Source organism: Microcoleus sp. T3_B1 (assembly GCF_036700445.1).
Taxonomy (GTDB): Bacteria; Cyanobacteriota; Cyanobacteriia; order Cyanobacteriales; family Microcoleaceae; genus Microcoleus.
On record NZ_JAUBOX010000022.1, the window covers coordinates 12,485 to 35,826 of the forward strand.

General features: G+C 45.5%; 22 protein-coding genes. 7 read left to right on the forward strand and 15 right to left on the reverse strand.

Going from position 1 to position 23,342, the window contains the following annotated elements:
• Position 1 precedes the first annotated feature (1 nt).
• Positions 2 to 1,369: a hypothetical protein gene (locus tag QT990_RS14300; RefSeq protein ID WP_333145998.1), complete on the forward strand. Its 1,368-nt coding sequence runs from the start codon at positions 2 to 4 to the stop codon at positions 1,367 to 1,369.
• 72 nt (positions 1,370 to 1,441) lie between these two features.
• Here QT990_RS14300 and QT990_RS14305 read toward each other — a convergent pair whose 3' ends face one another.
• The 7 genes from QT990_RS14305 to QT990_RS14335 all read right to left on the reverse strand — a co-directional run bounded on the left by QT990_RS14305 (position 1,442) and on the right by QT990_RS14335 (position 6,318).
• Positions 1,442 to 2,608, reverse strand: a complete 1,167-nt coding sequence (locus QT990_RS14305; RefSeq protein ID WP_333146001.1) for an LptF/LptG family permease — start codon at positions 2,606 to 2,608, stop codon at positions 1,442 to 1,444.
• A 74-nt stretch (positions 2,609 to 2,682) separates the two neighbouring features.
• Positions 2,683 to 3,411 carry an LPS export ABC transporter ATP-binding protein gene (lptB, locus tag QT990_RS14310; protein WP_333146003.1) on the reverse strand — a complete coding sequence of 243 codons (729 nt, stop codon included), beginning with the start codon at positions 3,409 to 3,411 and terminating at the stop codon, positions 2,683 to 2,685.
• 173 nt (positions 3,412 to 3,584) lie between these two features.
• Complete coding sequence (locus tag QT990_RS14315) at positions 3,585 to 4,055, reverse strand: LptA/OstA family protein (RefSeq protein ID WP_333146005.1); 471 nt, start codon at positions 4,053 to 4,055, stop codon at positions 3,585 to 3,587.
• 475 nt (positions 4,056 to 4,530) lie between these two features.
• Complete coding sequence (locus QT990_RS14320) at positions 4,531 to 4,665, reverse strand: hypothetical protein (RefSeq protein ID WP_333146007.1); 135 nt, start codon at positions 4,663 to 4,665, stop codon at positions 4,531 to 4,533.
• A gap of 69 nt (positions 4,666 to 4,734) precedes the next feature.
• Positions 4,735 to 5,223, reverse strand: a complete 489-nt coding sequence (locus QT990_RS14325; protein ID WP_333146009.1) for an SMI1/KNR4 family protein — start codon at positions 5,221 to 5,223, stop codon at positions 4,735 to 4,737.
• Positions 5,224 to 5,367: 144 nt separating this feature from the next.
• Positions 5,368 to 5,808 (reverse strand): DUF309 domain-containing protein, encoded by a 441-nt coding sequence (locus QT990_RS14330; protein ID WP_333146011.1) that lies wholly within the window; start codon positions 5,806 to 5,808, stop codon positions 5,368 to 5,370.
• A gap of 147 nt (positions 5,809 to 5,955) precedes the next feature.
• On the reverse strand, positions 5,956 to 6,318 hold the full coding sequence (locus QT990_RS14335; protein ID WP_333146013.1) for a ferredoxin thioredoxin reductase catalytic beta subunit: 363 nt from the start codon (positions 6,316 to 6,318) through the stop codon (positions 5,956 to 5,958).
• A gap of 300 nt (positions 6,319 to 6,618) precedes the next feature.
• Here QT990_RS14335 and cas6 point away from each other — a divergent pair, with 300 nt between their 5' ends.
• Positions 6,619 to 7,743: a CRISPR-associated endoribonuclease Cas6 gene (gene cas6, locus QT990_RS14340; RefSeq protein ID WP_333465363.1), complete on the forward strand. Its 1,125-nt coding sequence runs from the start codon at positions 6,619 to 6,621 to the stop codon at positions 7,741 to 7,743.
• A gap of 161 nt (positions 7,744 to 7,904) precedes the next feature.
• On the opposite strand, the gene QT990_RS14345 is transcribed toward cas6, so the two are convergent.
• Positions 7,905 to 9,341 (reverse strand): DUF2079 domain-containing protein, encoded by a 1,437-nt coding sequence (locus QT990_RS14345; RefSeq protein ID WP_333465364.1) that lies wholly within the window; start codon positions 9,339 to 9,341, stop codon positions 7,905 to 7,907.
• Between the two features lie 9 nt (positions 9,342 to 9,350).
• On the reverse strand, positions 9,351 to 10,934 hold the full coding sequence (locus QT990_RS14350) for a DUF2079 domain-containing protein (protein ID WP_333465365.1): 1,584 nt from the start codon (positions 10,932 to 10,934) through the stop codon (positions 9,351 to 9,353).
• 218 nt (positions 10,935 to 11,152) lie between these two features.
• Here QT990_RS14350 and dxr point away from each other — a divergent pair, with 218 nt between their 5' ends.
• Positions 11,153 to 12,343: a 1-deoxy-D-xylulose-5-phosphate reductoisomerase gene (gene dxr, locus QT990_RS14355; protein WP_333284355.1), complete on the forward strand. Its 1,191-nt coding sequence runs from the start codon at positions 11,153 to 11,155 to the stop codon at positions 12,341 to 12,343.
• A 501-nt stretch (positions 12,344 to 12,844) separates the two neighbouring features.
• On the opposite strand, the gene QT990_RS14360 is transcribed toward dxr, so the two are convergent.
• The gene (locus QT990_RS14360; protein ID WP_333146024.1) at positions 12,845 to 13,357 is read right to left on the reverse strand and encodes a phosphoribosyltransferase family protein; all 513 of its coding nucleotides are present in this window, start codon (positions 13,355 to 13,357) and stop codon (positions 12,845 to 12,847) included.
• A 54-nt stretch (positions 13,358 to 13,411) separates the two neighbouring features.
• Here QT990_RS14360 and QT990_RS14365 point away from each other — a divergent pair, with 54 nt between their 5' ends.
• Entirely contained in the window at positions 13,412 to 14,161 is a 750-nt protein-coding gene (locus QT990_RS14365) for a pentapeptide repeat-containing protein (protein WP_333284353.1), read from the forward strand.
• A 148-nt stretch (positions 14,162 to 14,309) separates the two neighbouring features.
• Here the strand turns inward: QT990_RS14365 and QT990_RS14370 are convergent, their stop codons facing one another.
• The 3 genes from QT990_RS14370 to QT990_RS14380 all read right to left on the reverse strand — a co-directional run bounded on the left by QT990_RS14370 (position 14,310) and on the right by QT990_RS14380 (position 17,132).
• Positions 14,310 to 14,510 (reverse strand): hypothetical protein, encoded by a 201-nt coding sequence (locus QT990_RS14370; protein WP_333044643.1) that lies wholly within the window; start codon positions 14,508 to 14,510, stop codon positions 14,310 to 14,312.
• Positions 14,511 to 15,222: 712 nt separating this feature from the next.
• Positions 15,223 to 15,420 (reverse strand): hypothetical protein, encoded by a 198-nt coding sequence (locus tag QT990_RS14375; protein ID WP_333437881.1) that lies wholly within the window; start codon positions 15,418 to 15,420, stop codon positions 15,223 to 15,225.
• A gap of 1,586 nt (positions 15,421 to 17,006) precedes the next feature.
• A complete protein-coding gene (locus QT990_RS14380; protein ID WP_333146033.1) occupies positions 17,007 to 17,132 on the reverse strand; it encodes a hypothetical protein in 126 nt (41 codons plus the stop codon).
• 309 nt (positions 17,133 to 17,441) lie between these two features.
• Between QT990_RS14380 and QT990_RS14385 the strand changes: the two genes are divergently transcribed.
• Entirely contained in the window at positions 17,442 to 17,621 is a 180-nt protein-coding gene (locus tag QT990_RS14385) for a hypothetical protein (RefSeq protein ID WP_333144313.1), read from the forward strand.
• Between the two features lie 311 nt (positions 17,622 to 17,932).
• On the opposite strand, the gene QT990_RS14390 is transcribed toward QT990_RS14385, so the two are convergent.
• Positions 17,933 to 18,238 carry a transposase gene (locus tag QT990_RS14390; RefSeq protein ID WP_333465366.1) on the reverse strand — a complete coding sequence of 102 codons (306 nt, stop codon included), beginning with the start codon at positions 18,236 to 18,238 and terminating at the stop codon, positions 17,933 to 17,935.
• A gap of 97 nt (positions 18,239 to 18,335) precedes the next feature.
• The gene (locus QT990_RS14395) at positions 18,336 to 18,554 is read right to left on the reverse strand and encodes a hypothetical protein (RefSeq protein ID WP_333465367.1); all 219 of its coding nucleotides are present in this window, start codon (positions 18,552 to 18,554) and stop codon (positions 18,336 to 18,338) included.
• 571 nt (positions 18,555 to 19,125) lie between these two features.
• Between QT990_RS14395 and QT990_RS14400 the strand changes: the two genes are divergently transcribed.
• Positions 19,126 to 19,992 carry a calcium-binding protein gene (locus tag QT990_RS14400; RefSeq protein WP_333465368.1) on the forward strand — a complete coding sequence of 289 codons (867 nt, stop codon included), beginning with the start codon at positions 19,126 to 19,128 and terminating at the stop codon, positions 19,990 to 19,992.
• A 511-nt stretch (positions 19,993 to 20,503) separates the two neighbouring features.
• Positions 20,504 to 23,335, forward strand: a complete 2,832-nt coding sequence (locus QT990_RS14405) for a tetratricopeptide repeat protein (protein WP_333465369.1) — start codon at positions 20,504 to 20,506, stop codon at positions 23,333 to 23,335.
• Positions 23,336 to 23,342 lie beyond the last annotated feature (7 nt).

Below are 23,342 nucleotides of genomic sequence, written 5' to 3' on the forward strand. Positions count from 1 at the left end.
TATGTCAATTTTTAAGCGATTTCCTACATCAGTCCGCTATCTAATAGCGCGGTTGCGCCACTGGACCCAACCGGCGGTTTGGGCTCCGTTAGCCGTGCTGTGTGCGGGGGGGTTATTTATCTGGGAGGTCTCGGTAAATCCAGAAAGGTTGAGCATAGATGGCGAAGAAGAACCAGCCACAAACAATCCAGTTTCGCTATCGGGACTATCTGCTGAAGATACCGCCATTGCTGCTGAAATCGACAGCTCACCAGTGCTAGTCAATCAGTTTAATGGCTCTACTGCTTCTGAACTGAACTTGTTAAATTCATCAGTAGTAAAAAGCAAAGGTTTATTCGAGGAACTTCGAGATCGGGAGTTAGAAACTCCTGAGCCATCTTCAGCCCCCAAGCGGGTAGGAAGCAGCGGATTTTCCCCCTTGCCAAATTTAGCAAATCCTGCTGTCGAGGCCGGAAACAATAACCCCCAAAATTCCAGCTTGCCCAGTTCAAACGCAACATCAGCGTTGAGTTTATCGGGCAGTGGGAGACTGACTTCTGGGATAAAAACGATCGAGCCTGAGTCTGGAGGTACAGCGAAAGCAACTTTATCGCAGGCGTCGAGTGATGCTAATTCAGATAAACAAAAGGAAAATTCTCTGCCTTTGAGTCCGCTGCAAGCAGCTATGAAAAAATACGTTGTTGCTAACACTTCGGCAACAGCGGCTTCAGGTGAGAAAACTGCAGACTCGGCTACATTGCTCGATCGACCTGCTTCCGATCCGGCTGCTGTAAATGCGACAAATTTGCTCCCAACGACCGCTACAGCTCAAGGTGGAGCAAATCCTGTGAATGTTCCCACAGCACTTCCCCCACTTGTGGCTCCGACAAATACTGTGAGCAACGAATCTCAAGAATTCTTAAAACCGACAGCTACAGTCTCTGAATCATTTGCTGGGTTAAATTCCAGAGTACCCAGCCTCCCCGAAATTAATGCAGCGGCTGCACCGGTGGCTTTGCCGAAAAATCCCTACCAAACTAATTTATCTGGTTCCGGCTTCGCACCTGAAGTTCAACCTGCGGCACTTCCCGTAGCCATACCTTCGCCAACACCTTTACTTCCAAATGTCGGTCAATCTCCCTTTCCGAATGTGATTGGGGGCAGCAAGATAATTAGCCCTCAATTCTCTCCCAATTCAGCGAATTCTCAATTTCAAACACCTCCACCGAGTCAGCTTAACTTGCCGCAGCAGCCTAACTTTGGAGTTGTTCCCCAAAACACCAATCAGGGCGTGCAGCCCATTCAACCTCAAACTTTTGCTACACCCCGCTCTCTGGCTCCGGGACGCTACATTGGGGGTGGCGAAATCAATACTTTTGCTAATCCTTAAATGAAGGAAGTGCGGCCACTAAAACGATATTACCAATTCCCAATTACCAATTCCCAATGTTATCGGTAAAACTTACCGAGAAGCGGCCCGCACCAACAATAATCCCCCGATTCCCAAGCCAAACACGATCGGCAGCCAAGCCGAAAGAATCGGAGTCAAAACAGCTTTCACGCCCATAGAACTGGTGATGAAAGAAAATACATAGTAAGTAAAAATCACAACTACGCTAATACCAAAACTCGTTCCTCGACCGGAGCGGCGCGGTTGAGTTCCCAAAGCGGCTCCCACTATACCAAATACCATGCACACGAAAGGAAAAGCATATTTTTCTTGAATTCGCACCTTTAATTTGCGAATTTGCGGTTCGTCGCCACTGTTTTTAATGATATCCAAACGCTCTAAAGCTTGGGCAATGTTCATTTCCTTGAAATCCCGCGCTCTAGCAGCTAAATCTAAGGGCGTGCGGGGGAGTTGCAACTGCTGGTGTTGAAACCTAACTATATTGCGGTAAGACCCGTCAGGAGCAACGATATAAGCGGTTCCGTTGAAAAAATCCCAAGTATTTTCTGAGGGATTCCAAGTAGCTGATTCTGAAGAAACGATTTGATTGAGGCCTGGGGTGGAGCGATCGATAATTGTTAAACCTTTCATTCGCTGGCCGTCAAACTGTTCTGCATAAAAAAAGCGGGCCAGGGTTTCGTCGCCGCCTTTTTCTGGTTTGCGAAATTCTGTGTAGATAATATTTCTATCTTGAAATATCGGTTTTTCTCGCTTCAGGGCTCTGTCTAAAGTCACAGTAGCTCTGTAGCTGGCGGCGGGTACAACTAACTCTTGCAAAGCAAAGGTGAAGCCTGCAACAATTAAACTCATTATCACAGCAGGCAGTATCAATCGGTAAACGCTAACTCCGCAACTGCGGAGGGCGATGAGTTCGCTGTCGCTGGACATTCGGCTGTAGGCCATTAAGGTTGCTAGCAGCATTGACATGGGGAAAGCCAATACTACGAAGTAGGGAATTTGCAGGAGAAAAATTTCTATGGCTGCGCCGTAGGGGAGGCCGGATTCTGCTACTCTGCGGACTAATTCAAATAAAGCTCCAACTGTGACGGCGACGGATGTAAAGAGTCCGACGCCAAATAAAAATGGGCCGATTAGTTCTTTGGTAATGTACCAGTCCATTACTGAAATTCTCGGCAGCCAGTTGATGGGATTCAAAGAATTGGATATTGCTATTTTCATAGTGGCGCTTTCTCGCAGATTGCTCCTCAATCTAAAATCTAAAATTCTGCCGTTTGCTGAATGCCTTCAAAAGACTATCGCACGAAGTTGTCACCTAAGTAATACTGTCGCACTAAAGGGTTGCTGTAGAGTTCTTCTTCAGCCCCGGAGGCTAAAATTTGGCCGTCTCGCATGATGTAGGCTCGATCGGTAATTTCGAGGGTTTCTCGGACGTTGTGATCGGTGATGAGGATGCCGATTTGGCGATCGCGCAGTTTAGCAATAATGGTTTGAATTTCGTCTACGGCGATCGGATCGACGCCTGCAAACGGTTCGTCTAAAAATAGGAACATCGGCCCGTCTCGCCCTGCGGCTAATGCTCTGGCTAGTTCAGTCCGTCGCCTTTCTCCCCCCGATATTTGAATTCCCAAACTGGATGCTATTTTTTCTAAGCGAAATTCTTGCAATAGGAAATCGACTCGCTCGCGCCATTCCCAGCGCGGCACTTGAGTTTGTTCTAGGACTAACAAAATGTTGTCGCGCACGCTCATGTTTCGGAAAATGCTTGCTTCTTGAGCGAGATAGCCAATTCCCAAATGTGCTCGCTGGTGCATCGCCAATTTAGTGATGTCTAAATCGTTGAGCCAAACGGTGCCTTGATTTGGTTTTTCTAATCCGGTTGCTATGTAAAATGTGGTGGTTTTGCCGGCACCGTTGGGGCCGAGCAATCCTACGATTTCTCCTTGGGCTACCGACAGGTTGACGCGACTAACTACATTGCGTTTTCCGTAGGATTTGTGAATATTTTCGAGTACAATTTTCATTTTCGCTCCCGGCAACCTCTACAAGCTCAATTTCAGACTGCAGCATTGTGCGATCGAGTCTCTAATTTAAATTTTACCTTTTCAAGTTGGTGAGTTTTATAAAGACGAAATTTCGCATCTATCCCAAGTAGTATGTTTTGGCTGAGGCGAAATTTCGCTGCTGCAAGCCACTGTTACCGGGGGGCTGTAGTTGGACGTGGGGAGCCCAATGTATTTTGGGCTGCCGCATCTTGTTCCGGGGCAACCAGATAAACAGATTCTACCTGTCCTGGGTTGTCTGGCAGGGCAATAAACCGCCCTTCGTCGATGAGGTATGTTATGGTTTCGCCGCGCAGGCTGTTGCCCTGCTGCAAGACGTAAACATCTCCGCTGAGAATAATCCGGCGCTCACGGCTGAAGTATTGAGCTTGAGCCGCAGTTGCTTGTATTTGGCGGGCTGGATAGTTGATTTGGACGTTGCCGCGGGCTGTCACGATGCCGGTTTTGGAGTCGGCTTCTTGAATGTCCGATCGCACGCTGAGGGTGCGGGGCGCGTTGGCTTGCGAATAGGTGGGAGAGGCGATCGCGCCTGCCAGAGTGAGGGGCAACAGCAGCGATAATCCTTTGAATATTCGGGAATTGAGTAGTTTAGCGGAGGGCATCATAGCTTACAAGCCTCAAAATTTATAAAATTGCTGAAGGGCATTACCTCCAGTTTTGACACTGACAGATCAGCTACCGGGAGCATTTAACTTGTCTGTTGAGACTGAGTGAAGGACGGCGGACACGGCAACCGGGACACTTTTCTTGATGGAGATTAGATGCACAACAGCTTATCAGTTAAATATGTTATTTTAACGGTCGGAAAGACTTTCGGACTTGTCGATCGACCTGCCCGAGAGCGTCAACCAATTATCGTAGCAAGACAATAGGCATTTTCACGACGTGTTTGGCTGATTTGCTGGATTTGCAAGTTTTTTGACGGTTGCTCGCATCGGGAAGTTACGGATAACCTCTCTAGGTACTAAGGCATTAGCTGTCCGCAGTGAGTTCGGCAAAATAAATCAAATTTTGATTTATTAGGTTCTTTCTTTAAAATAGTTTCCATCTCATTTGAGCATTGGCGGGGGCTGTATTTTTCTAGGATAGGGAAAGCTGGCGATCGATCGTCCGAAGTTGCGGGCGATAATGCTCCGCATCCCTAGCGCGATCGCATTTCACCTGTCGGTGAAAAATGCAACGTTGTCCATCGCACACCGCAGATAGACTTTGCATCACAACCGATCAACTTTCGGGGGTTGGTGTGCATGAGCGTTATTGTGTGGCGATCGTTCCCACCTTTTTTCAGATCTCATCATAACCGTAGAACTTATAGGGAGATTGCAAATCATTAGATCTTCGCAAATAGAAATCACATAGTTCCTGAAAAGAGTGAACAACAATGGCTTCCTCTCCTTCATGAGGCAAAATGAACCAACGATTTAGGTCAGATGGATGGAACAGAATATCGTCACCGTTAGGGCTATCAAAGAATGGGACACACTCAATAGCTTGAGCTTGTGTAAGTACATCGGGATTTTTAGCCCAGAACCAGTCCCCAGACAATCTACCACGAACCTCACTAAGATAGCTATCCAAAATTTCCTGTGGAGGAAGTGTTCTTATGCTCAGGTCGGTTTCGCCCAGTCCTAATGTATTCACGAACGCACGGTAATCTTCCGGAAATAGAAAGCCTAGACAATCCTCAATCGCAGATAAATCTTGAATAGAGATGGGCTGTAGCGGTGGAGTCGCTACAACAAACGAAATGCCTCGAAATTCAACTATATCCATACTTTTTAAACTTGATGGAAACCGCTTAAAGGCAACCTCAAAACTACTGAAATCAACAACCTAAGCAGCACAACTTATAATTGTATCGCATCTGCCGTACAACATATGGTATAACCTGAAAATACCGCGATTTTCCCACCCTTCTTACCTACCGTTGGAATCTCCTTTTCTCAATCGGGTTTCACCTTCTACTTTGATAATTCGTGGCAATTGCAAGCCTGCAACTTCTGCACCTGTTAATAAAGGCACAAATTCTGCTACTTTTTCCGGCCCTGCTTGTTGCAAAGCGATCAAAAGTTTAGCACTTTGTCCGAGCAAGTCTTCAACGGCAATTCCGGCATAACTCGGCTGATAATAACTGAGCCGATTTATTCCTTCTCCCAGTAAGATTACTGCACCGCGCCAGTTTTGATTTCCTAAGTGATAAAGCGCGACGGCAATTTGCAATATTCCCTGATAAAACCTTTTTTCCGGCTCGCCGGCTTCCATCCACAAAGCCTCTAAAGTATCGTGACAAGCGTAAAATTCTTGGCTGTTAAACTGTTCGATACCTTGCCAAAACTCGATCGGCATTTCCTCTGTCATTCGATTGGGGATTGGGGATTTTCGATGGCGGATGTGTGTTTGAGTAGGCGGCGATCGATTTTTGTTAAATAGCTAAGTCTTAAAAATAGGAAAACTAACGACCTCTTTTCAAAACTACTGCCCTTTCACGACCGCCTACTTAACCGATTACATAGTGTCTCTGACAGCTTGAATCTGATCCATTCCTATTTCCTGAGTAGTTCCCGCGAAATCGTTATCTGGCGTCAGAAATAACATACAGTGACACTCTTTGCGCTCGCGCATGGGAATGCAGGGACAGTTCCAGTAGGCGGCTTTTACTTCGGCTTCTTTATCTTCGTAATGGCGACAAGGGCATAGGGGAGCACCTAGTTCATCCTTGTGTTTTGCTAGTCCTTCTATCACCACAGCAGTGACGGAAGGTTCAGAACAAAAGAAAGTTCCCGTGCGCTTGGCGTAGGTTTCGGAGAAATTCTTCATCGCCTCCAAAGTTTTTTCGTTGGAGAGTTTAGATTTTTCTGTTGTGTTCATAGTTTAGGATCGAAGTTGAGGATGCTACGAGCTTTTGACAATTGTAGCGCAGAATGTGATTTTAAACACTTGTATATTTCTGTTTACTTACAAGGAGGAAAACCTTGACAAAGATTGAGTTTTAGGTTGTTGGTTTTTTAGTGGTTTTTGTCTATCCCGGAGGGTGCGGGAAACTGGCGGCAGGCCCGGTTTTTGAAGCAGCCAAAAGATTTGGGCGATCGAGGGCCCTCAACAATCATCCCCCAAAGGGGATAAAAATCGGATAAGATAGCACAGCCCTGTCCCTGTTAGTGGCATCTGATGGCAACTTCCCCGAACCGCACCCACAGCAAAAAATCTCCTCCTTCTGGGCTGATTTGGCCGGCTGACACCGAGTTAGTCGGATTAGTGTTTGAATTGACTCCCCGCGCTCCTAGCTATCTGTACGCGCAGTATGCTATAGGTTTGCACGCTTGGTTTTTAGGTCAAGTACACCAAACTGACCCGGATTTATCGCAACTTTTGCACGATGAACAGTCAGAAAAAGCCTTTACTATTTCGGGATTGGAAGGTGATTTGCTCCCCGGTGGCAAAGAATTTCAGCTTTTGGGCGATCGAATTTATCGCTGGTACGTAACAGGACTTTCAAAGCCTGTAGTGCAGTGGCTGAGTCAGTGGCTGCAAAATTTGCCCCAAGAGATAGATTTGCGAAATGCTCCGCTGCTAATTCGCTCTTGGGATATTGCTTTTGCACCCACAACTTACCAGCAATTATTAACAGCGGAACCCCCTTTTTCGCCAACCATCAAACTTAGTTTTGTGACTCCTACAAGCTTTCGTAGCAAAGGGCATCACTTCCCTCTGCCAGTTCCCGAAAAGGTTTTTCACAGTTATTTGCGCCGCTGGAATAACTTTTCGGGGGGAAATTTTGACCAAGCAGAATTTTTGAATTGGATTGATGAAAATGCGATTATTAGCCGCCACAAATTGGAGTCGCAAAAGGTAGCGGCGGGCAAAAAAGGCATGGTAACGGGATTCACTGGGGCTGTGGAATTTGGGCTAGGGCGATCGGCTCACAATCATCCTGATTTTGTACAATTATTTTATGCTTTAGGGCGGTTAGCGCCTTACTGCGGCACGGGCCACAAAACAACTTTTGGATTGGGACAAACGCGAGCCCAATGGTTGACAGAAGCGCTACCTGAAGTATCGATACAAAGCGTATTGGCGGCGCGAATAGATGAATTGACAAATAAGTTTATGGCGCACAGAAAGCGTAAAGGTGGAAGTCGCGCTGCTGAGATTGCTGAAACTTGGGCGACGATTTTGGCACGCCGGGAATTGGGGGAATCTTTGTTTGATATTGCTGCTGATTTGGAAATGCCTTATGAAACTGTGAAAACTTATGTAAAGTTGGCAAGAAGGGCTTTGAAAGTGGAGGATTAGCGCGAATTTGTTGACTGTTACTGGTTCCCAGGCTCTGCCTGGTAACAAATATCTGGAGGCTCTGCCTCCAATTTTCCTCCGCCAGCGAGGCAGAGCCTCGCTTACATCGATTCCCAGGCAGAGCCTGGGAACCAGTTAAACTGTTGACTGATGACTGCTGACTAATGACTCTTAGTAAATAGATATATGTCGTCTCGCTGATATTTTAGTTGAAATTGAGGGGTGTTTTTTAGTTTAGTTACTAAGTTATTAACAAAATCTCGATCGCTCATCCAGCCAGGATATCTGAGGTTCAGCAATACATAATCAAATTCTGCGAGATTTGCAGGCGGCGTGTTAGCCTGAGTTAATTTTACTACAGGGCGGTGCGCTAAGTGCGGAGCAATCTGAGCAGTTGTTAAAACACTGCCTTTGGTTTCCACAAGAGAGATTGCCTCTTTGGTAGCCGGCAAAGTGTCGAGCCCCTTTAAATAAATAGTCCAAAAATAGCCGTATTTCGCTAAAGCTAAGAAAGCAATCAACGACCAAATTACCATGACTCTAGGCAATGGATAATTAGGAATTGGCAATCTCTCAAATATTGTTTTTCCCTTTTGCTGATTGCTAGCTGCTAAACTGGAAATTACGGCCACCAGCAAAAACGGCAATATCGGCACAGAATATTGATGAATTAAATCCCGCTGAGCGGGAATATCGGAAAGAATATTCATCGCCAACATCGGCACAGCACTAATTAAAGATGACAGATGACGCGGAGACAGCCACCAAATTATAGGTAATACCAATAACGCTAAATATTCAAAAGTATCTAAAGAAAACAAACGCCCTAAAACTAGATTTGGTTTGAATATTAAATTAATAGCAATTTCAAAAACCGACTTTCCCAAATATTGATATCGCCCGATTCCCGCGTGTTCTCTTCCCTGATTAAAATACGGTATAACTGCCTGAGTAGCTACCAGGAACCAACCCGCGCCTAAAAATAGAGCTATGAGCCCACAATTACGTTTTTTGTCAAAACACAACAGCCACAAACCCATCGCAGCCACAGTTAAAGATAGCACGGCTTTGCAGCTCAAAACTAATACAATAGCAGCACAAAACCACAAGGTTTTATTCAGCCTCGCGGCTAAGATTGCTGCTAGCATTGCTGGTAAAGCAATTACTTCTGGGTGGAAGTCGAAGAGATTGACATTAAATACTGCGGGATAAAGCAGATATACGCCTGAAATTGCAATTGCTTTCTCTTCGTTTAATCCCGCTTGACGTGCCAAACTCCAACTCGGCCAAGCGCCTAAAGCTAGGGAAACAGCTTGCACTAAAAAAAGCCAGTGAACATCGGGATATATTTTGTACAGTAAAGCTAGTGGATAGAAAATAAAAGCAGCGTGATCGCCCAAAATATTTATTGCCATTAAAGAGGAAAATGGCGTTTGATTTTGGGATATCAAATAAATGGCTTGGTCAAAAATTGCTAAGTCGAATGCAGTTGACTGAAACAAAGCGTGCCGCGCGCTGCTGGCCGTAAATAAGACTATCGTTGTCACGACAATCATTAAAAATACTGGAGGAAATTTTAGGGATTTTAAAGTTAGCATTTTATTGGTTTAATCAGGGATTCGTTTAAATAGCAGAACTTCGTTTTTTTGATAAGTTAATTTAAAATCGGGAGATTTTTTAAGTTGATTTGCTAAGGTATCACCAAGTTTTTCAGTATCAGGCCAGGGATGGCGCAGGTTTAATAATATGTATTGAAATTCAGCTAAATTTGTTTGGGGCGAAATTTGTGACAGCAATTTTACTATGGGGCGGTGGGCAAAGTGAGGGGCAAGTCTATTATCTGTTAAAATACTGCTTTGGGGTTGAACTTGTGCGACGGCTTCGCGTGTAGCTTGCCAGGTATCTAGTCTATTTAGGTACAGATAAAAATCTTTATATTCGCCCAGAAGTAGGAAAATTATTAACGACCACATTATCATGATTCTCGGCAATTGAATTCCCCGCCAAAGTTGAGAAATTCGGAAGTTTTTCAATTGTGGCAGATTGACCCATGTTAAAAAATGTTGCTTATTTGCTTTATCCTCTTCCTTGTTGCCTTTTCTTTCTTCCCTCTTTCTTGTTTCTTCCTTCGCGATAACTGCTAAAAATAAAAAGGGAATTACAGGCACTGAATACTGATAGGCTAAGCTGCGTTGAAATGACAAGTCAGAGAGGATATTAATGAGTAGGGTAGGGAGGGCAGGAATTAGCGCTGTTAAATATTGTAGGCGTAGTTTGCCCGAAAATGGCAAGAGCAGCCAAATCACAGGTAAGGTGAGGAGAAATAAATATTTGAATGTATCAAAGGAAAGGATTTTTCCTAATACTAACTGTGGTTTTAATATGAGATTGATGATAATTTCTAGTACCGATTTCCCTAAATAGCCGTAGCGCCCGACTCCAGCGACTTCGCTGCCGCTAAAGAAGGGAATTATTTTCTGGGAAGCTATCAAAAACCAAGCTGCACCGAGCAAAAGTGCGATCGCCCCGTACCGTTGCTTTTTTTCGGAAAAAAACAGCCAGAAACCCATAGCAACAACGGTTAGGGACAAAACCGCCTTGCAACTGAGAACTAACACAATAGCGGTACAAAACCACACAATTTTATTTAAACGCGCCGCCAAAATTGCTGCCAAAAGTGCGGGTAAAGCGATTACTTCCGGGTGAAAATCAAATAAATTGATGTTAAATACCACCGGATAGAGCAAATAAATCAATGCGATCGCAGCCGATTGTTCTTGATTTAAACCTGCCAAACGCGCTAAACTCCACGTAGGCCAAGCCCCCAGGGATAAAGCAACTGCTTGTACCAACAGCAGCCAATGCACATCCGGGGAAATTTTGTACAGCCAAGCTAGCGGATAATAGATTACCGCTGCGTGATCGCCCAAAATATGAATCCCCATTAAAGAAGAAAAAGGCGTTTGGTTTTGGCTGATTAAGTAAATTGCTTGGTCAAAAATTCCCAAATCGAAAGCAGTTGATTGGAATAAAGCGTGCCGTAAACTGCTACACAAAAAGAAAATTGCTGCAGCAGTAGCGATCGCCCAAACCAAACTCGACGGTAGCTGCGATCGACCTTCCTCTCTATTTTCGGCGATCGAGACACTGATGTCCTCACGGTCATCAGCAAAATTTTCCCTATTCTGCATGAAATCTGGCACTAGGTGGTCAATCGATTTTAGATTTTAGATTTTAGATTTTAGAATTGAAGCATTGACCCACGGATGAATCCGGGGGCTTGTATCCTGGATGCTTTCGGTCACTCAAAATATGATTCCATCGAATGTGCTTTCCACGCAATAGTTAACCACTAATTTTTATCCCCGCAATCGTAATATTAGAATAATCCACAAAACATTAAAAAATTGTGAAAGCAATAACTCTTCTCGGCTCCACAGGCTCGATCGGCACTCAAACTCTGGATATTGTAGCTCAATACCCCGATCAATTTCGGATTGTCGGGTTAACCGCCGGACGAAATGTAACGTTGCTGGCCCAGCAAATTCGCCAGTTTCGACCGGAAATTGTCGCGGTTTGCGACGAAGATAAATTACTGGAATTGAAGGAGGCGATCGCAGACATCGACCCTCAACCTATTTTACTTGCTGGCGAGTCAGGCGTTGTCGAAGTTGCCCAATACGGCGACGCTCAAGCCGTCGTCACGGGCATAGTTGGCTGTGCCGGTTTGCTGCCAACAATTGCGGCTATCAAAGCAGGCAAAGATATTGCCTTAGCCAATAAAGAAACATTAATCGCAGGGGGCCCCGTTGTCAACCCCTTAATCGAAAAATACGGCGTTAAAATATTGCCGGCAGACTCGGAACATTCGGCAATTTTTCAGTGCCTGCAAGGTGTTATGGTTGGCGGGTTGCGGCGAATTATTCTCACCGCTTCGGGGGGTTCTTTTCGAGATTTGCCGATCGACAAATTAGCAGGAGTAACAGTAGCCGATGCTTTGAAACATCCGAATTGGTCGATGGGGCAGAAAATCACGATCGATTCTGCTACTTTGATGAATAAAGGATTAGAAGTCATCGAGGCTCATTACTTATTCGGAATGGATTATGACGACATTGATATTGTCATCCATCCTCAGAGCATAATTCACTCGTTAATTGAGTTGCAAGATACCTCGGTTTTAGCGCAATTGGGCTGGCCGGATATGCGCTTGCCGCTGCTTTATGCTTTGTCTTGGCCGGAGCGAATTCATACAGATTGGGAACGGCTGGATTTGGTAAAAGCTGGGGATTTGACTTTCCGAGAACCCGACCACGAAAAGTATCCTTGTATGCAGTTGGCTTATGCGGCGGGACGTGCGGGCGGTTCGATGCCTGCGGTGCTGAATGCGGCAAACGAACAGGCGGTAGCGCTATTTTTGCAGGAGAAGATTCAGTTTTTGGATATTCCCAAGCTGATTGAAAAGGCGTGCGACAAACATCAAGCCGATAACTGTGAAAGTCCTGGTTTAGACGATATTTTGGCGGCGGATAGGTGGGCGCGGCAGGAAGTTTTGGCAGATAGTATGGAATTGGGCGATCGAATTCTTTCGGTTCGCTAATTGTATCAGCAGACTTGCACTTACCCACAAGTCCTAGGAGTGAATTAATTCCCCGTCTCATAGAAGACAGTCGGTTGAAATTGAGATGTTGCACCATTCTCAATAAGCTTTTTATGAACAGGCTTTTCGGCCTGTTCCACAAAGAATTAATTTTCTTGTGGGGAGTAGGGGTTGGGCTTCTAGCCCGCCCAAAAAAGGCTCATTGAGAATGATGCAACATCTCAGTTGAAATTGAGATATTGTACCATTCTCGCTTAACAGGCTTTTCGGCCTGTTCCACAAGAACATTCACTCTTTGTGGAACAGGCCGAAAAGCCTGTTGCTGAAAATGGTGCAAGATCAGAGTTGAAACCGACTGCCAAACCTTAATAAATATCCAGTCCTCTTTCAGAGGACTTTAGCTATGAGACAGGGGTTTCAACCCCTGACGGACTATGCCAAAAAGTGCAAAATATCGGCAAAACCATATTAAAAATTGACCAGATGTTAGCCTTTTATAGACTAACTCCCAACTTTCGCAGCCAAATCAGCCGCACTCATCTTTTCGTACATTTCAAAAGGTTGGTGAATCCAAGGATTGTCAGCCAAATAATCTACATAATAATCCGGCTTTGCAACAGAGCAAGCCTTGTACCAGAGTACAGCAGTCCGAATTTCCTGAATATCCTCGCCGTAGCGACTCTTCAGCCAAGCGATACCTTGGTTCAAACTAATTCCCGAATCCGCCAAATCGTCAACCAGGAGAATGCGGCTGCCCAAATTATCGCCCACCATTGTCAAATCGCGGGCAAACTCGATCGCACCCCGGACATTGCCCTCGGCCCCACCATAGGACGAGGCCGCTAAAATCGCCAGAGGTTTGTCGAAAATCCGCGACAGAGTATCTCCAACCCGCAGCCCTCCCCTCGCCAGACAGACAATGCGATCGAATTTCCACTGAGATTCATCAATCTTTACAGCCAAATCCTCAATTTTTCGATGGTATTGAGACCAAGAAACGTAAAGGTCGCTCATGCCTAATATTATGGAAATATCAAAGCTATTATTAATTATTTTGGGGAAAATGACATGGATGCAGAGGAACTTCTCAGACGGTATGCAGCCGGAGAACGGGTTTTTCACAAAGTAGACCTGAGCGATGCCAATATCTCAAGGACAAATTTGCGCGATATTGACCTGAGTCACGCTAATTTAAAAGGTGCAAATTCGATCGGTCTCACCCTGTACAGAGCTAATCTGTATCAAGCAGATATCAGTCAAGCCAACCTCTCCCAAGCCAACCTCATGTCCGCTAATTTTGGCGAATGCGAGGCGGTGGGAGCGAACTTGAGCGGAGCCATCTTGCGGAGTGTCGTCTTCAGCGGGGCCGATTTAACGGGGGCGAGTCTCAGGGGTGCAGACATGAGAGATGCTAACCTTCAGGGGGCAATTTTGATTCAAGTTTATGCAGTTAACGCTAACTTGCAAGGTGCAAACTTGACAGAAGTCAAGCTTTGCGGAATCAACCTGAGCAAAGCAAATTTAACCGATGCGAACTTAACACAAGCTGACCTCAGCCGTGCTAACCTAACTCAAGCAAATCTGAGTTGGGCAAATTTGACGGAAGCAAATCTGGAAAAAGCTGATTTGAAGGGAGCCGATTTGAGCGGAGCTAACTTGAGCTGTGCAAATCTCCATCAAGCAGATTTGAGCGGAGTTTCCCTTAAGGGAGCAAATCTCCGGGGAGCAAACTTGCATCAAGCTTCTTTGCGCGGGACAAATTTGAATGAAGCGAATCTGAGAGAGGCCATGATGCCTGACGGCACAATCTCTGACTAAATAAGCTGACAAAATAGAAGTTAAAACCGCAGGGTGCTTGTGGCGCACCCTACATTTAGGCTAATGCCTGATTTTTTTAAGGGGATTTAATTCTGCCTTCAAGTGACAGTGCATTTAAAGAGTAGTGGCAAAAAATTTAGAACCGAGTTTAATCTACAACTTTCAGCCAGCCCCGGCGAACGGCGTGGAGCAAGCGGTTGATGGCTGTTTGATCTTCTTCGGTAAGAGAGTCATTTAACAGGGCTGTCTTGAGCTGTTGTCGGTGAGTGGGAGTCAGCAGACCGGAGTGATATACCTGAAAGACTAGCTCTGCAATAGTAAATTGAGGTAAAAGCGTTTGGGTTTTCATCATGTGTTTTTTTTGTGAACTCACTCTTGACAGTATTGACTGATTTCCCCAATATTTATGTGATTCAACTACGGGAGTAAATGTGATCGCTTGGCTCTTGATGAGTGATTTGTGTCAGCCGGACTTGGGGAGCGGATGTTTCCAGGATAGCCCCGCAACTGGAAACACCAACCCCGTCCCGATTTCTCGCTTTTGGCAACCCCGAAATCTCTACTTTTTGTCAAGAGACTGTGACAAATTTCTTAATATTTCTCTATTAATAGATTTACTAATGACTGCTAGCTAAATCGCTTGGCTTAATTCTACGTAAAACTTTTACGGTCTTTATAAACCCGCTTTTACCTACATTTACCTAGTTTCTTGGTGTGGTCTTTGTTCCGTGGATATACTTAATAACCCGCCCAAAAGCCGATACAAGTTTCCGAGAGGAGCGGCCATCGGCCCAAAATTTTAGGCTCTTGTTCATGCTCCCAGATTCATCTGTGAAGTCAATCTAAAATCTAAAATCTAAAATCTAAAATCTAAAATCGACTGGCTGCTGCAAATCAAAAATCCCGGCTTCTTCAAGAAACCGGGTTCGAGTTTTTCGATCGCAGTACAATTTTTTTTGGAGAGGGTTAATCGAGCGACCTACTCACTTCAATCTTATTGTTGGCAAAGCTTGACAGGAGAGAAAGTAGAAATACTCATCTCAACTTCTTGTGTGAGGGGACTAATCGGAAATCCTGACCCATCCGCGGCGGATGGCGTGCAGCAGGCGGTTGACTGCATCTCTGGCGTCTTCGCTGAGAGCGCTTTGGCAGAGTTCGCGCAATCCGTGGCTTTGACTGCGAGTCAGATTGCCTGAATGGGTGACTTGATAGAACAGTTCAGCGATCGCGCGATCAGATTTTAAAGTCAGAGCTTGCATGAAATCTCGTTGAACTCGACTATTATAATATCGAGCATTTGAGAAAAGAGTAGGGTGATTGCAGTCGGGTAAGCTGTGTGATCGTTCTTGGCTCGATTTGTGACCGAAGTCGGCCAGTATACGTGAGTTAAATCACAGAAAACCCAAGACCTCGATCGCATAAGCTATAATTGGGGTGGTAGCCTCAAGGTTTGACAAAACCTCGAAAAGCCCTGAAGGCAAGGCGTTGAGTTCCCAAGACCGCCGCGCAGCGGGAGTAAGTCCGCTCAACATCGCAGGCTATGGACTCGGATAGCTGTGAAACTTTGGGTTTTAGACACTTGCAGCTTGCAGCTCAGGCCATAAAGTTGCGATCGGCGAGCCACACCCTGAGATACAATATTTATAAATACTCCTATCCCATCTATAGGCAGGCAGGTAAAAAAATGATAATGATGAGCTACTTTTCGATTGCCTTAATCGTTTTTCTTGTTTGGTTCAAAAGTTTTTGGAATGATACTGCCACATCTAAAACAGACGTGATATCTTGGATAGCCTTAATAATCGGTCCTCTGTTTTGGCCTGTTGTTCTGCCCCTATCCCTTTTGCAAATTACCAGCACAAAGTCTGTGGTACAAACAGCTCAATGCGATCGATAATTATAATAAATTGTGGAAGTAACTGGCTTCAACATAGTTGGTGATCTCCTCATAAATTATTCGGCGTGCATCGCTCATAGCAGCGAGTAATTTATATTGTTTAATTGTAAAAAAATGCAGCTAGAAGGTAGAATCCAATAAAAATGCTGAATCCTAAAACAGTATTTTTTGACCGCTATCAAATTCTGCCTTCTGCTTTTTGACAATCAAGCATCCAGGATACAAGCCTCCGGATTCATCGGTGGAGAAAGAAAAAACCTGTATCCGATAAAGGAGCCCCCGAATTTATCTCGCGCAAGTCAATGCTTCCAATCTAAAATCTAAAATCTAAAATCTAAAATCTAAAATCGATTGACCCCGCCCAAAAACCAGGGCTGTTTCATTCTCTTGTAGGGGCAGCCCCCCGTGGCTGCCCCAATCTCTGAAACACGAGCAAATCGTCGATGGGGAGGGTAGGCACGGGGGCACTGATGGGGAGGGTAGGCACGGGGGCACTGATGGGGAGGGTAGGCACGGGGGCACTACCCCTACAAAATTCATGTTTTTGGTGAGAATGAAACCGCCCTGCGCCCAAAAACGGATACAAGTTTCCCACAGGAGTCGGCAGCAGCCCAAAATTTTAGGCTCTTGTTGAAGATCTCAGATTCATCTGTGGAATAAATCTCAAATCTCCAATCGTTCAACTAAGCGAGATTGACTCAGCCCTCGCTGAACGTCTCACGCCGAAGTCTCCAATCGACTGATGCCTAATTTTCTTCTGTCAATTTTCTTCTGTCAAACCGTGATTTAATGGTGTGGCTCAGTTAAAATTGTTCAGGCAAAATTGTCGGACTCAAATTATCGGACAGCGACCACAACATTTTTTTACCCAAAAATTATTTACCACCTCAACCAAGCTCAAAATTCATATGTAATGTAACATGGCTTGTTGCTTGTAAAAATATAACTTCAGACATATTTTCGCCTGCCGGTGACAAACTTAAGAATTTTCATTACCTCCGGCCACTGCGTACCATTAATCGAAGGTGGGAAAATCCTGGCGAGGCGTGGAAAAACAGCTAGGATCTTTGCCATTTAACCTTTTCCAGCTCCCTTTATTCAAATCGTAGCAGCTCTAAACAGGAAATTGTAGAGTTCGATTGCGCCCCAAATGCCTAACTCTTACCGCAGTTAGATAGACAATTAAAGGCAGAGACTGCAATATGAAATAGGCAACAAAAACTGTTTCAAATCTCAAGTACGACTTATTTTGGGCGATCGGGTCTCAGGAGTGTATAACGGCATCCAGCTAATTTTTTAGAGGTGCGAGATGTTTGGGAACTTCTAAAAAAAAGCGCCGTCACGGTATCCAAATTCGTTATTTCATAAAAAGTAGGAGTCCAAATGAACGAAGTATCTGAGAAACCAATTTATAGAGTTCTTAATCTATTGTCGCTGCTAGCGCTGGCATACTATGCAGCTACTTCCATCAATTATATTTTCGAGAGTGACGCTCAAATCTACAGGTACGATAGCCAGAGCAATTCCAACGCGTCACCAGCCCAACTAGCAGCACACCGCTAGGAATAAATAGTAGAGATTTTCTCTCAATTAATGCCGAATTAAATTTCGCAAAATTTGCTAATCGTTAACGATCAGCTCGAAGTTAACAACAATTAGTAAAAAACTATGGGCTAAAAAGTAAATAGTTTCACTCAGAGGTATTAGCGCTCGAATGGGGAGCACATCAATGAAAGCAGCCAACCTAGAAATTGGAGTTGGGAGGCAGGAGGCAGGAGGAAATAGGAAGAAAGAAGGAGCCAGAAGAAGTGTTTTTACAAATATTGAGATGAGCCCATCGCATCTACTACAAAAATTAACTGTTTAATGGGTTCTCAAAAGAGACCAGAGTGATGAAAGGATGGCCAAGCATTTTCATCAGTAAAAGCATTAATAGCTTTAGTAATCGCTTCATCAAGAACATTTGAAGGTGGATATGCTTGAGAAGGGAAAATCGCTTTGATTTTTGCCCAAGACAACTCTATCGGAGATAAATCCGGCGAGTATCGAGGTAAAAATTTTACCTTTGCTCCGATAGATACCATCAAAAAATTGACGGCTTCAGCATTATAAACAGGTAAATTATCCATACCTACAATTGCGCCAACCCATAACTGGAGCAGGAGTCGCCAGCAGCCCAAAATTTTAGATGCTAGTTCCAGTTCCCAGATTCATCTGTGGACTAAATCTAAAATCTAAAATCTAAAATCTAAAATCTAAAATATAGTGACAGTACCGTCACAAATCTACCGGCCAACCGTTCATCCCAACTTCACCAAAAGAAGATCGCTGCATTGTCGGATTTGGCGGATGGATGCGGCTCATGGTTGAAATGACGGAGAGGGGTTGAAAAACTGGGTTTTTTAGCCAAAATCCTACATTGATCGTGAGGGATTTGGCGGGAAACATCAAGGTGATGAGGCTCAAAAGTCCGTCAGGGACTGTGTTGGGAAGCACTTTTGATTGAATGCGGCCTCCAGCGTGCGAGGGCTTGCTTTCAAAGCCAGCTAAAAAATTTTGATTTCTGGGGAACTATTGGCGAAAATCAAAAGTCAAGTCAACAACAGTGTACTTAAAAGAAATCGCAGCTCAGTTCCAGCCCCATTGCGGGCGATCGAACTCTCCGGCGATGACAGTGCCCGCGGGCCCGGTGCAAGTTCTCAATCTTGAGAGCATACTCCCATTAAAAATGGTCTCTGTGTATCTTCCGGCTATTGTTTTAATAATGACTAGCCACACCGACGGTCATTATGGTAAACTCGCAAACGTTTAAGTGGAATATTTTCGTGTTAGAGGAGGCAGTGGTGGAGTCGAGAGTCAAAAGCAGGAAACAACCGAGATTTGCTGCTCAACGAATACAGGATTCAACTCGCGCTCCGAGGCTCGCTGCTGACAATTTAAATTACATGACAGCTTATAGCAGCCGGGTCAATTAGGGTCTCAACCGATGTCCGGTTTCATTTATTGAATCCCTTTGGAGGGAAAAGTGTATTGTAGAAAAATGATTGATCTTTTAGGAGGAGTGTAAATGACACAGGTAACAAATCCAACAACACCAGCAAGTTCACTACCAGGTGGTGTCGGTGGCGGTGGCTCAACCATTATCGGCATCCAAGGCGATAACAGATTGATCGGCGGCCCCGGCAGCGATCTCATCCAGACTTTTGCGGGCGCTGATGTCATCGCCGCTGGCGGTGGCAACGACATCGTTTTTTCCGGTGGCGGGAATGACAATATCGGCGGTGGCGACGGGAACGAGATCATCGTTTCTGGTTCGGGCGCGGATACTGTGGCTGGCGGCAGCGGCGATGAATTGATCTTTGCTGGTAAAGGGGATGACCTCGTAAATGGCGGTGATGGGAATGACACCTTACTCGGCGATAAGGGCAACGACATCGTAATCGGCGGATCGGGCAGCAACGTTCTCTACGGCAACGAAGGCAGCGATACTGTCGTCGGCGGCGACGGCAACGAGTCTTTATACGGCGGTAAAGGCAACGATACTGTCAATGGTGGCGGTGGCAATGACTTTATCTCTGGGGACAGAGGAAGTGATGTGCTGACGGGCGGTGCTGGCAGCGATACGTTCTACTTCGCGAGTGCTGCAGGTGGCGAGTTCGGCGTAGACACGATCACTGACTTTACCCCCGGCGAAGATAAGATCCGCTTGAAGCAGGGCGGTGTGTTCGCGGGTTTGGGCAGCACGTTCGAGGCGAGCGAGTTTGTCGTCGTTTCTGGTTTCAACGAAGCTACTCCAGGAGCAGCCACGACGAACAAGTTGGTCTACGACCCAACAAGCGGTAAGTTGTTCTTCAACGGCAGCAACGGAGTGCTAACTGTTGCTCAGTTGCAGCCTAACCTGACAATTACCTCGAACAGCTTCGAGTTGTTCTAAAACAATTGGCTGTTGTGGGGCGGCATCGGATAAGATTCGGGGCTGTTCTCACAAAGCCGGTAGTTTTAAAGGATTTCAACCTCACTCTGCTACAAGCGGGGTGAGGTTGAAATATTCAATGCAGGAAGTGAAGCAGGGGCAGTTAAAAAAAATAGATCGACAGTTATTGATAAAATTAATCGATCGCCCGATGGGGAAAAATATAAATCAATACGCTTGGGTTAAGGTCGATCCCCCCGGCGCCTAGGGCGGGCACGGGGGCACCGCCCCTACAAGGGGGAGGCACGGGGGCATCGCCCCGGCGCCTAGGGCGGGCACGGGGGCACCGCCCCTACAAGGGTGGGACAAGAACTTACTCTTGCGTCGCCCAACAACCAGGGATGCTGCAAGGGATATCGCCCGGAATAAATATTTTTAACGCAAGCGTATTGAAATATAAATACAAAGTTTTTAAATCAGAATTTCTAGGTTTTACTGAAGCGGTAAAGAAACCGCAACTGCACCGCGAGCAATGAGCACTGAAGAATATATCCGGCAAGCCCAAATTTATTTGAACCGGGGGAAGTTAACTGAGGCGATCGAGTTTTGCAAACAGGCGATCGAACTTCAACCGTTTTCGCCCACGGCTTACACGACTTTAGGCGAAATTCTCGAAGCTCAAGGCGATCCGACGGCGGCAAGAGACGCTTTTGTGCAAGCTTTGGAGATTTCGCCGCAGTTTTTTCTGGCTCATGCTTATTTGGGTCAACTTTACAGCGACTATGCGTGGCTGGATGAGGCGGTTTTTCACTACCGACAAGCTCTGGATTTGAAACCAGATTGGGCAGAAGTTCATTATAACTTGGGAAATGTTTTTCACAAGCAGGGTAATTTGTTGGGGGCGATCGACTGTTACCGAAATGCGATCGCCCAAAAACCGGATTATCTTGATGCTTTATACAATCTGGCTGTGGTTTTAGATGAAAATAGTCAGCTCGAAGCGGCAATGGATACCTACCGACAGGTGATTGCCGTGGCGCCGGATTACGTGAAAGCTTACAGCAATCTGGGTGTGATTTTGCTAAAGGACGATCGCGCGGCTGAGGCGATCGAAGTTTACCAGCGGGCGATCGAGATTAAGCCGGATTGGGCGACGCTGCACAATAATTTGGGTCAAGCCTTCCTGGACAAAAGTCCCGATCGGGCGATCGCATCTTACCTCACAGCTATTGAGTTGGAGCCGGACATGGTTTTGGCTCACTACAATCTGGGGAAAGCGTGGCAATTACAGGGGGAACATTCGGCGGCGCTTGCTTGTTTCGATCGCGCGATCGAGATTAATTCCGACTATATTTCAGGCTATACAGACGCCGGGTTTTCTTTGATGGTTTTGGGCAAAATTGCTGAAGCCATGCCTTATTTTCAGCGGGCGATAGCTCTGAAGCCTGATTTTGTTGAGGCTTACTGCCGCTTAGGAGACAGGCGCAGAGTTGCGGCGGTAGATGATGATGAATTGTCAAGGGCGATCGCTGCGTGCGATCGATTTCTCACAGCATTGATGGGAAGTTCGGCAACGGATTTTGTAGCGGATGTAACGGATGTCACGGATGTCACGGATGTCACGGATTTAACAGATTTAAAAGTAAATAAAAAAGATGGTGTGGCTAGATATTTGTCAAGTGCAGCTTGCGAATTACCTGTTGCTGAAATTTGCGATTATTTAGCAGAAATATACCTGCATTTGGGAAATGCTTTAACAGAGTACGGCGGACACGAATCTGCCGCGGCTTATTATCAAAAAGCTTTGCAAATTCAGCCACAAAATGCAGAGATTTACTGGCGGGTGGGAAATTCCTTAGCCCAGCAAAAGCGGTTCGTTGCAGCAATTGCAGTTTACCGCATGGCTTTGACGATTCAACCTGCTTTACCGCAGGTTTATTTTGAGTTGGCTAAACTGCTGGAAAAAGAGGGGCGCTGGGAACGGGCGCTCGATTATTATCAAAAAGTTTTAGAGTTGCAATTGCACGGGTATGGGGAGCAGAAAAAGTGGAAAAAACAGAGCTTTATCTGGCCTGATAGCACTTCTATAAAACCTCCTCACGCTATTTATTTATCGAGCTGGGATTGGCTGGTTAATGCTAAGTTGGATTCAGAGAATTATGTGGAAATATTTTGGAAGCCTGCACCAGAAGCAAGTGCAGAAAATATTCCGAATTCCCAATTTGCGAGATCCAATTCCAAATTGGCAAATTCCGATTGTACCGGGTTAACTTGCGGGCTGTGTTTGCAGCGACTTTCTAAGTGGTTCGATCCGGTGCATTTGGGTTGGGGAGTTTGTCGTTTGTCCAACTCGCAACCGATACCTGTGGAGTCGCCCAAGACTTTTGTGGCTGCAATTCCTAACGGGCGAGTTTGGATTGTGCCACAGGAAAATTATTGGCTGATTTGCAAGGCGATAGCTGTAATTACTCCAGACAATTATTTGTTGGCTGATGTGTCGAGAGATTATCCGGGGTTTTTGCCGGGATGCGAAAAGCATGATGTTAGAAAACACAGCGTTTTTCAGTTAGAATCATTTCCAGCTTTAAAGCAAATTGACGGCAGGGTGGCGGTGCTTTCTGGTTTGTCGGGAAATGTCTATTTTCACTGGATGGTTGATGTTTTGCCGAGGATAGAATTGCTGCGGCACAGCGGTAGGGATTTGGCGGAGATTGATTGGTTTTTGGTCAATAGTTGTCAGCACCAATTTCAGCGGGAAAGTCTAAGAATTCTGGGCATTCCCGAAGAGAAAGTCTTGGAGAGCGATCGCGTGCCTCATCTTCAAGCAACCGAGTTAATTGTGCCGTCTTTTGCGGGATATTTGGGCTGGGCTTCTGGGTGGGCGATGGATTTTTTGAGGCGGGAGTTTCTCAAGGGAATTATACCTAGTTCGAGCTATCCCAAACGCATTTATATCAGCCGCAGCAAAGCAAGATACCGACGAGTTTTGAACGAGGAAGATGTGGTTGAGGTGTTGGAGAAATTTGGGTTTGTTTCTCTTTTACCTGAGTCGATGTCTTTGGCAGAGCAAATTGCTCATTTTTTCCACGCTGAGGTAATAGTTGCCGCCCACGGCAGCGGCTTGACAAATACGATTTTTTGTAGCCAGGGAACTAAAGTAATTGAGTTGGTGTCGCCTCACTATATCAGCCATTATTACTGGGGAATCAGTCAATATTTGCAGTTGGAACATTACTTTTTAGCGGGCGAGGCTTTTGAATGCTATCCTATTAGACAGTTGATGTATCAGAATTCGCTGACTGAGGATATTTTAGTGAACTTGAGTTCGCTGAAAAAGATGGTTGAGGTGGTGGGTTTGGGTTAGTTGGTGT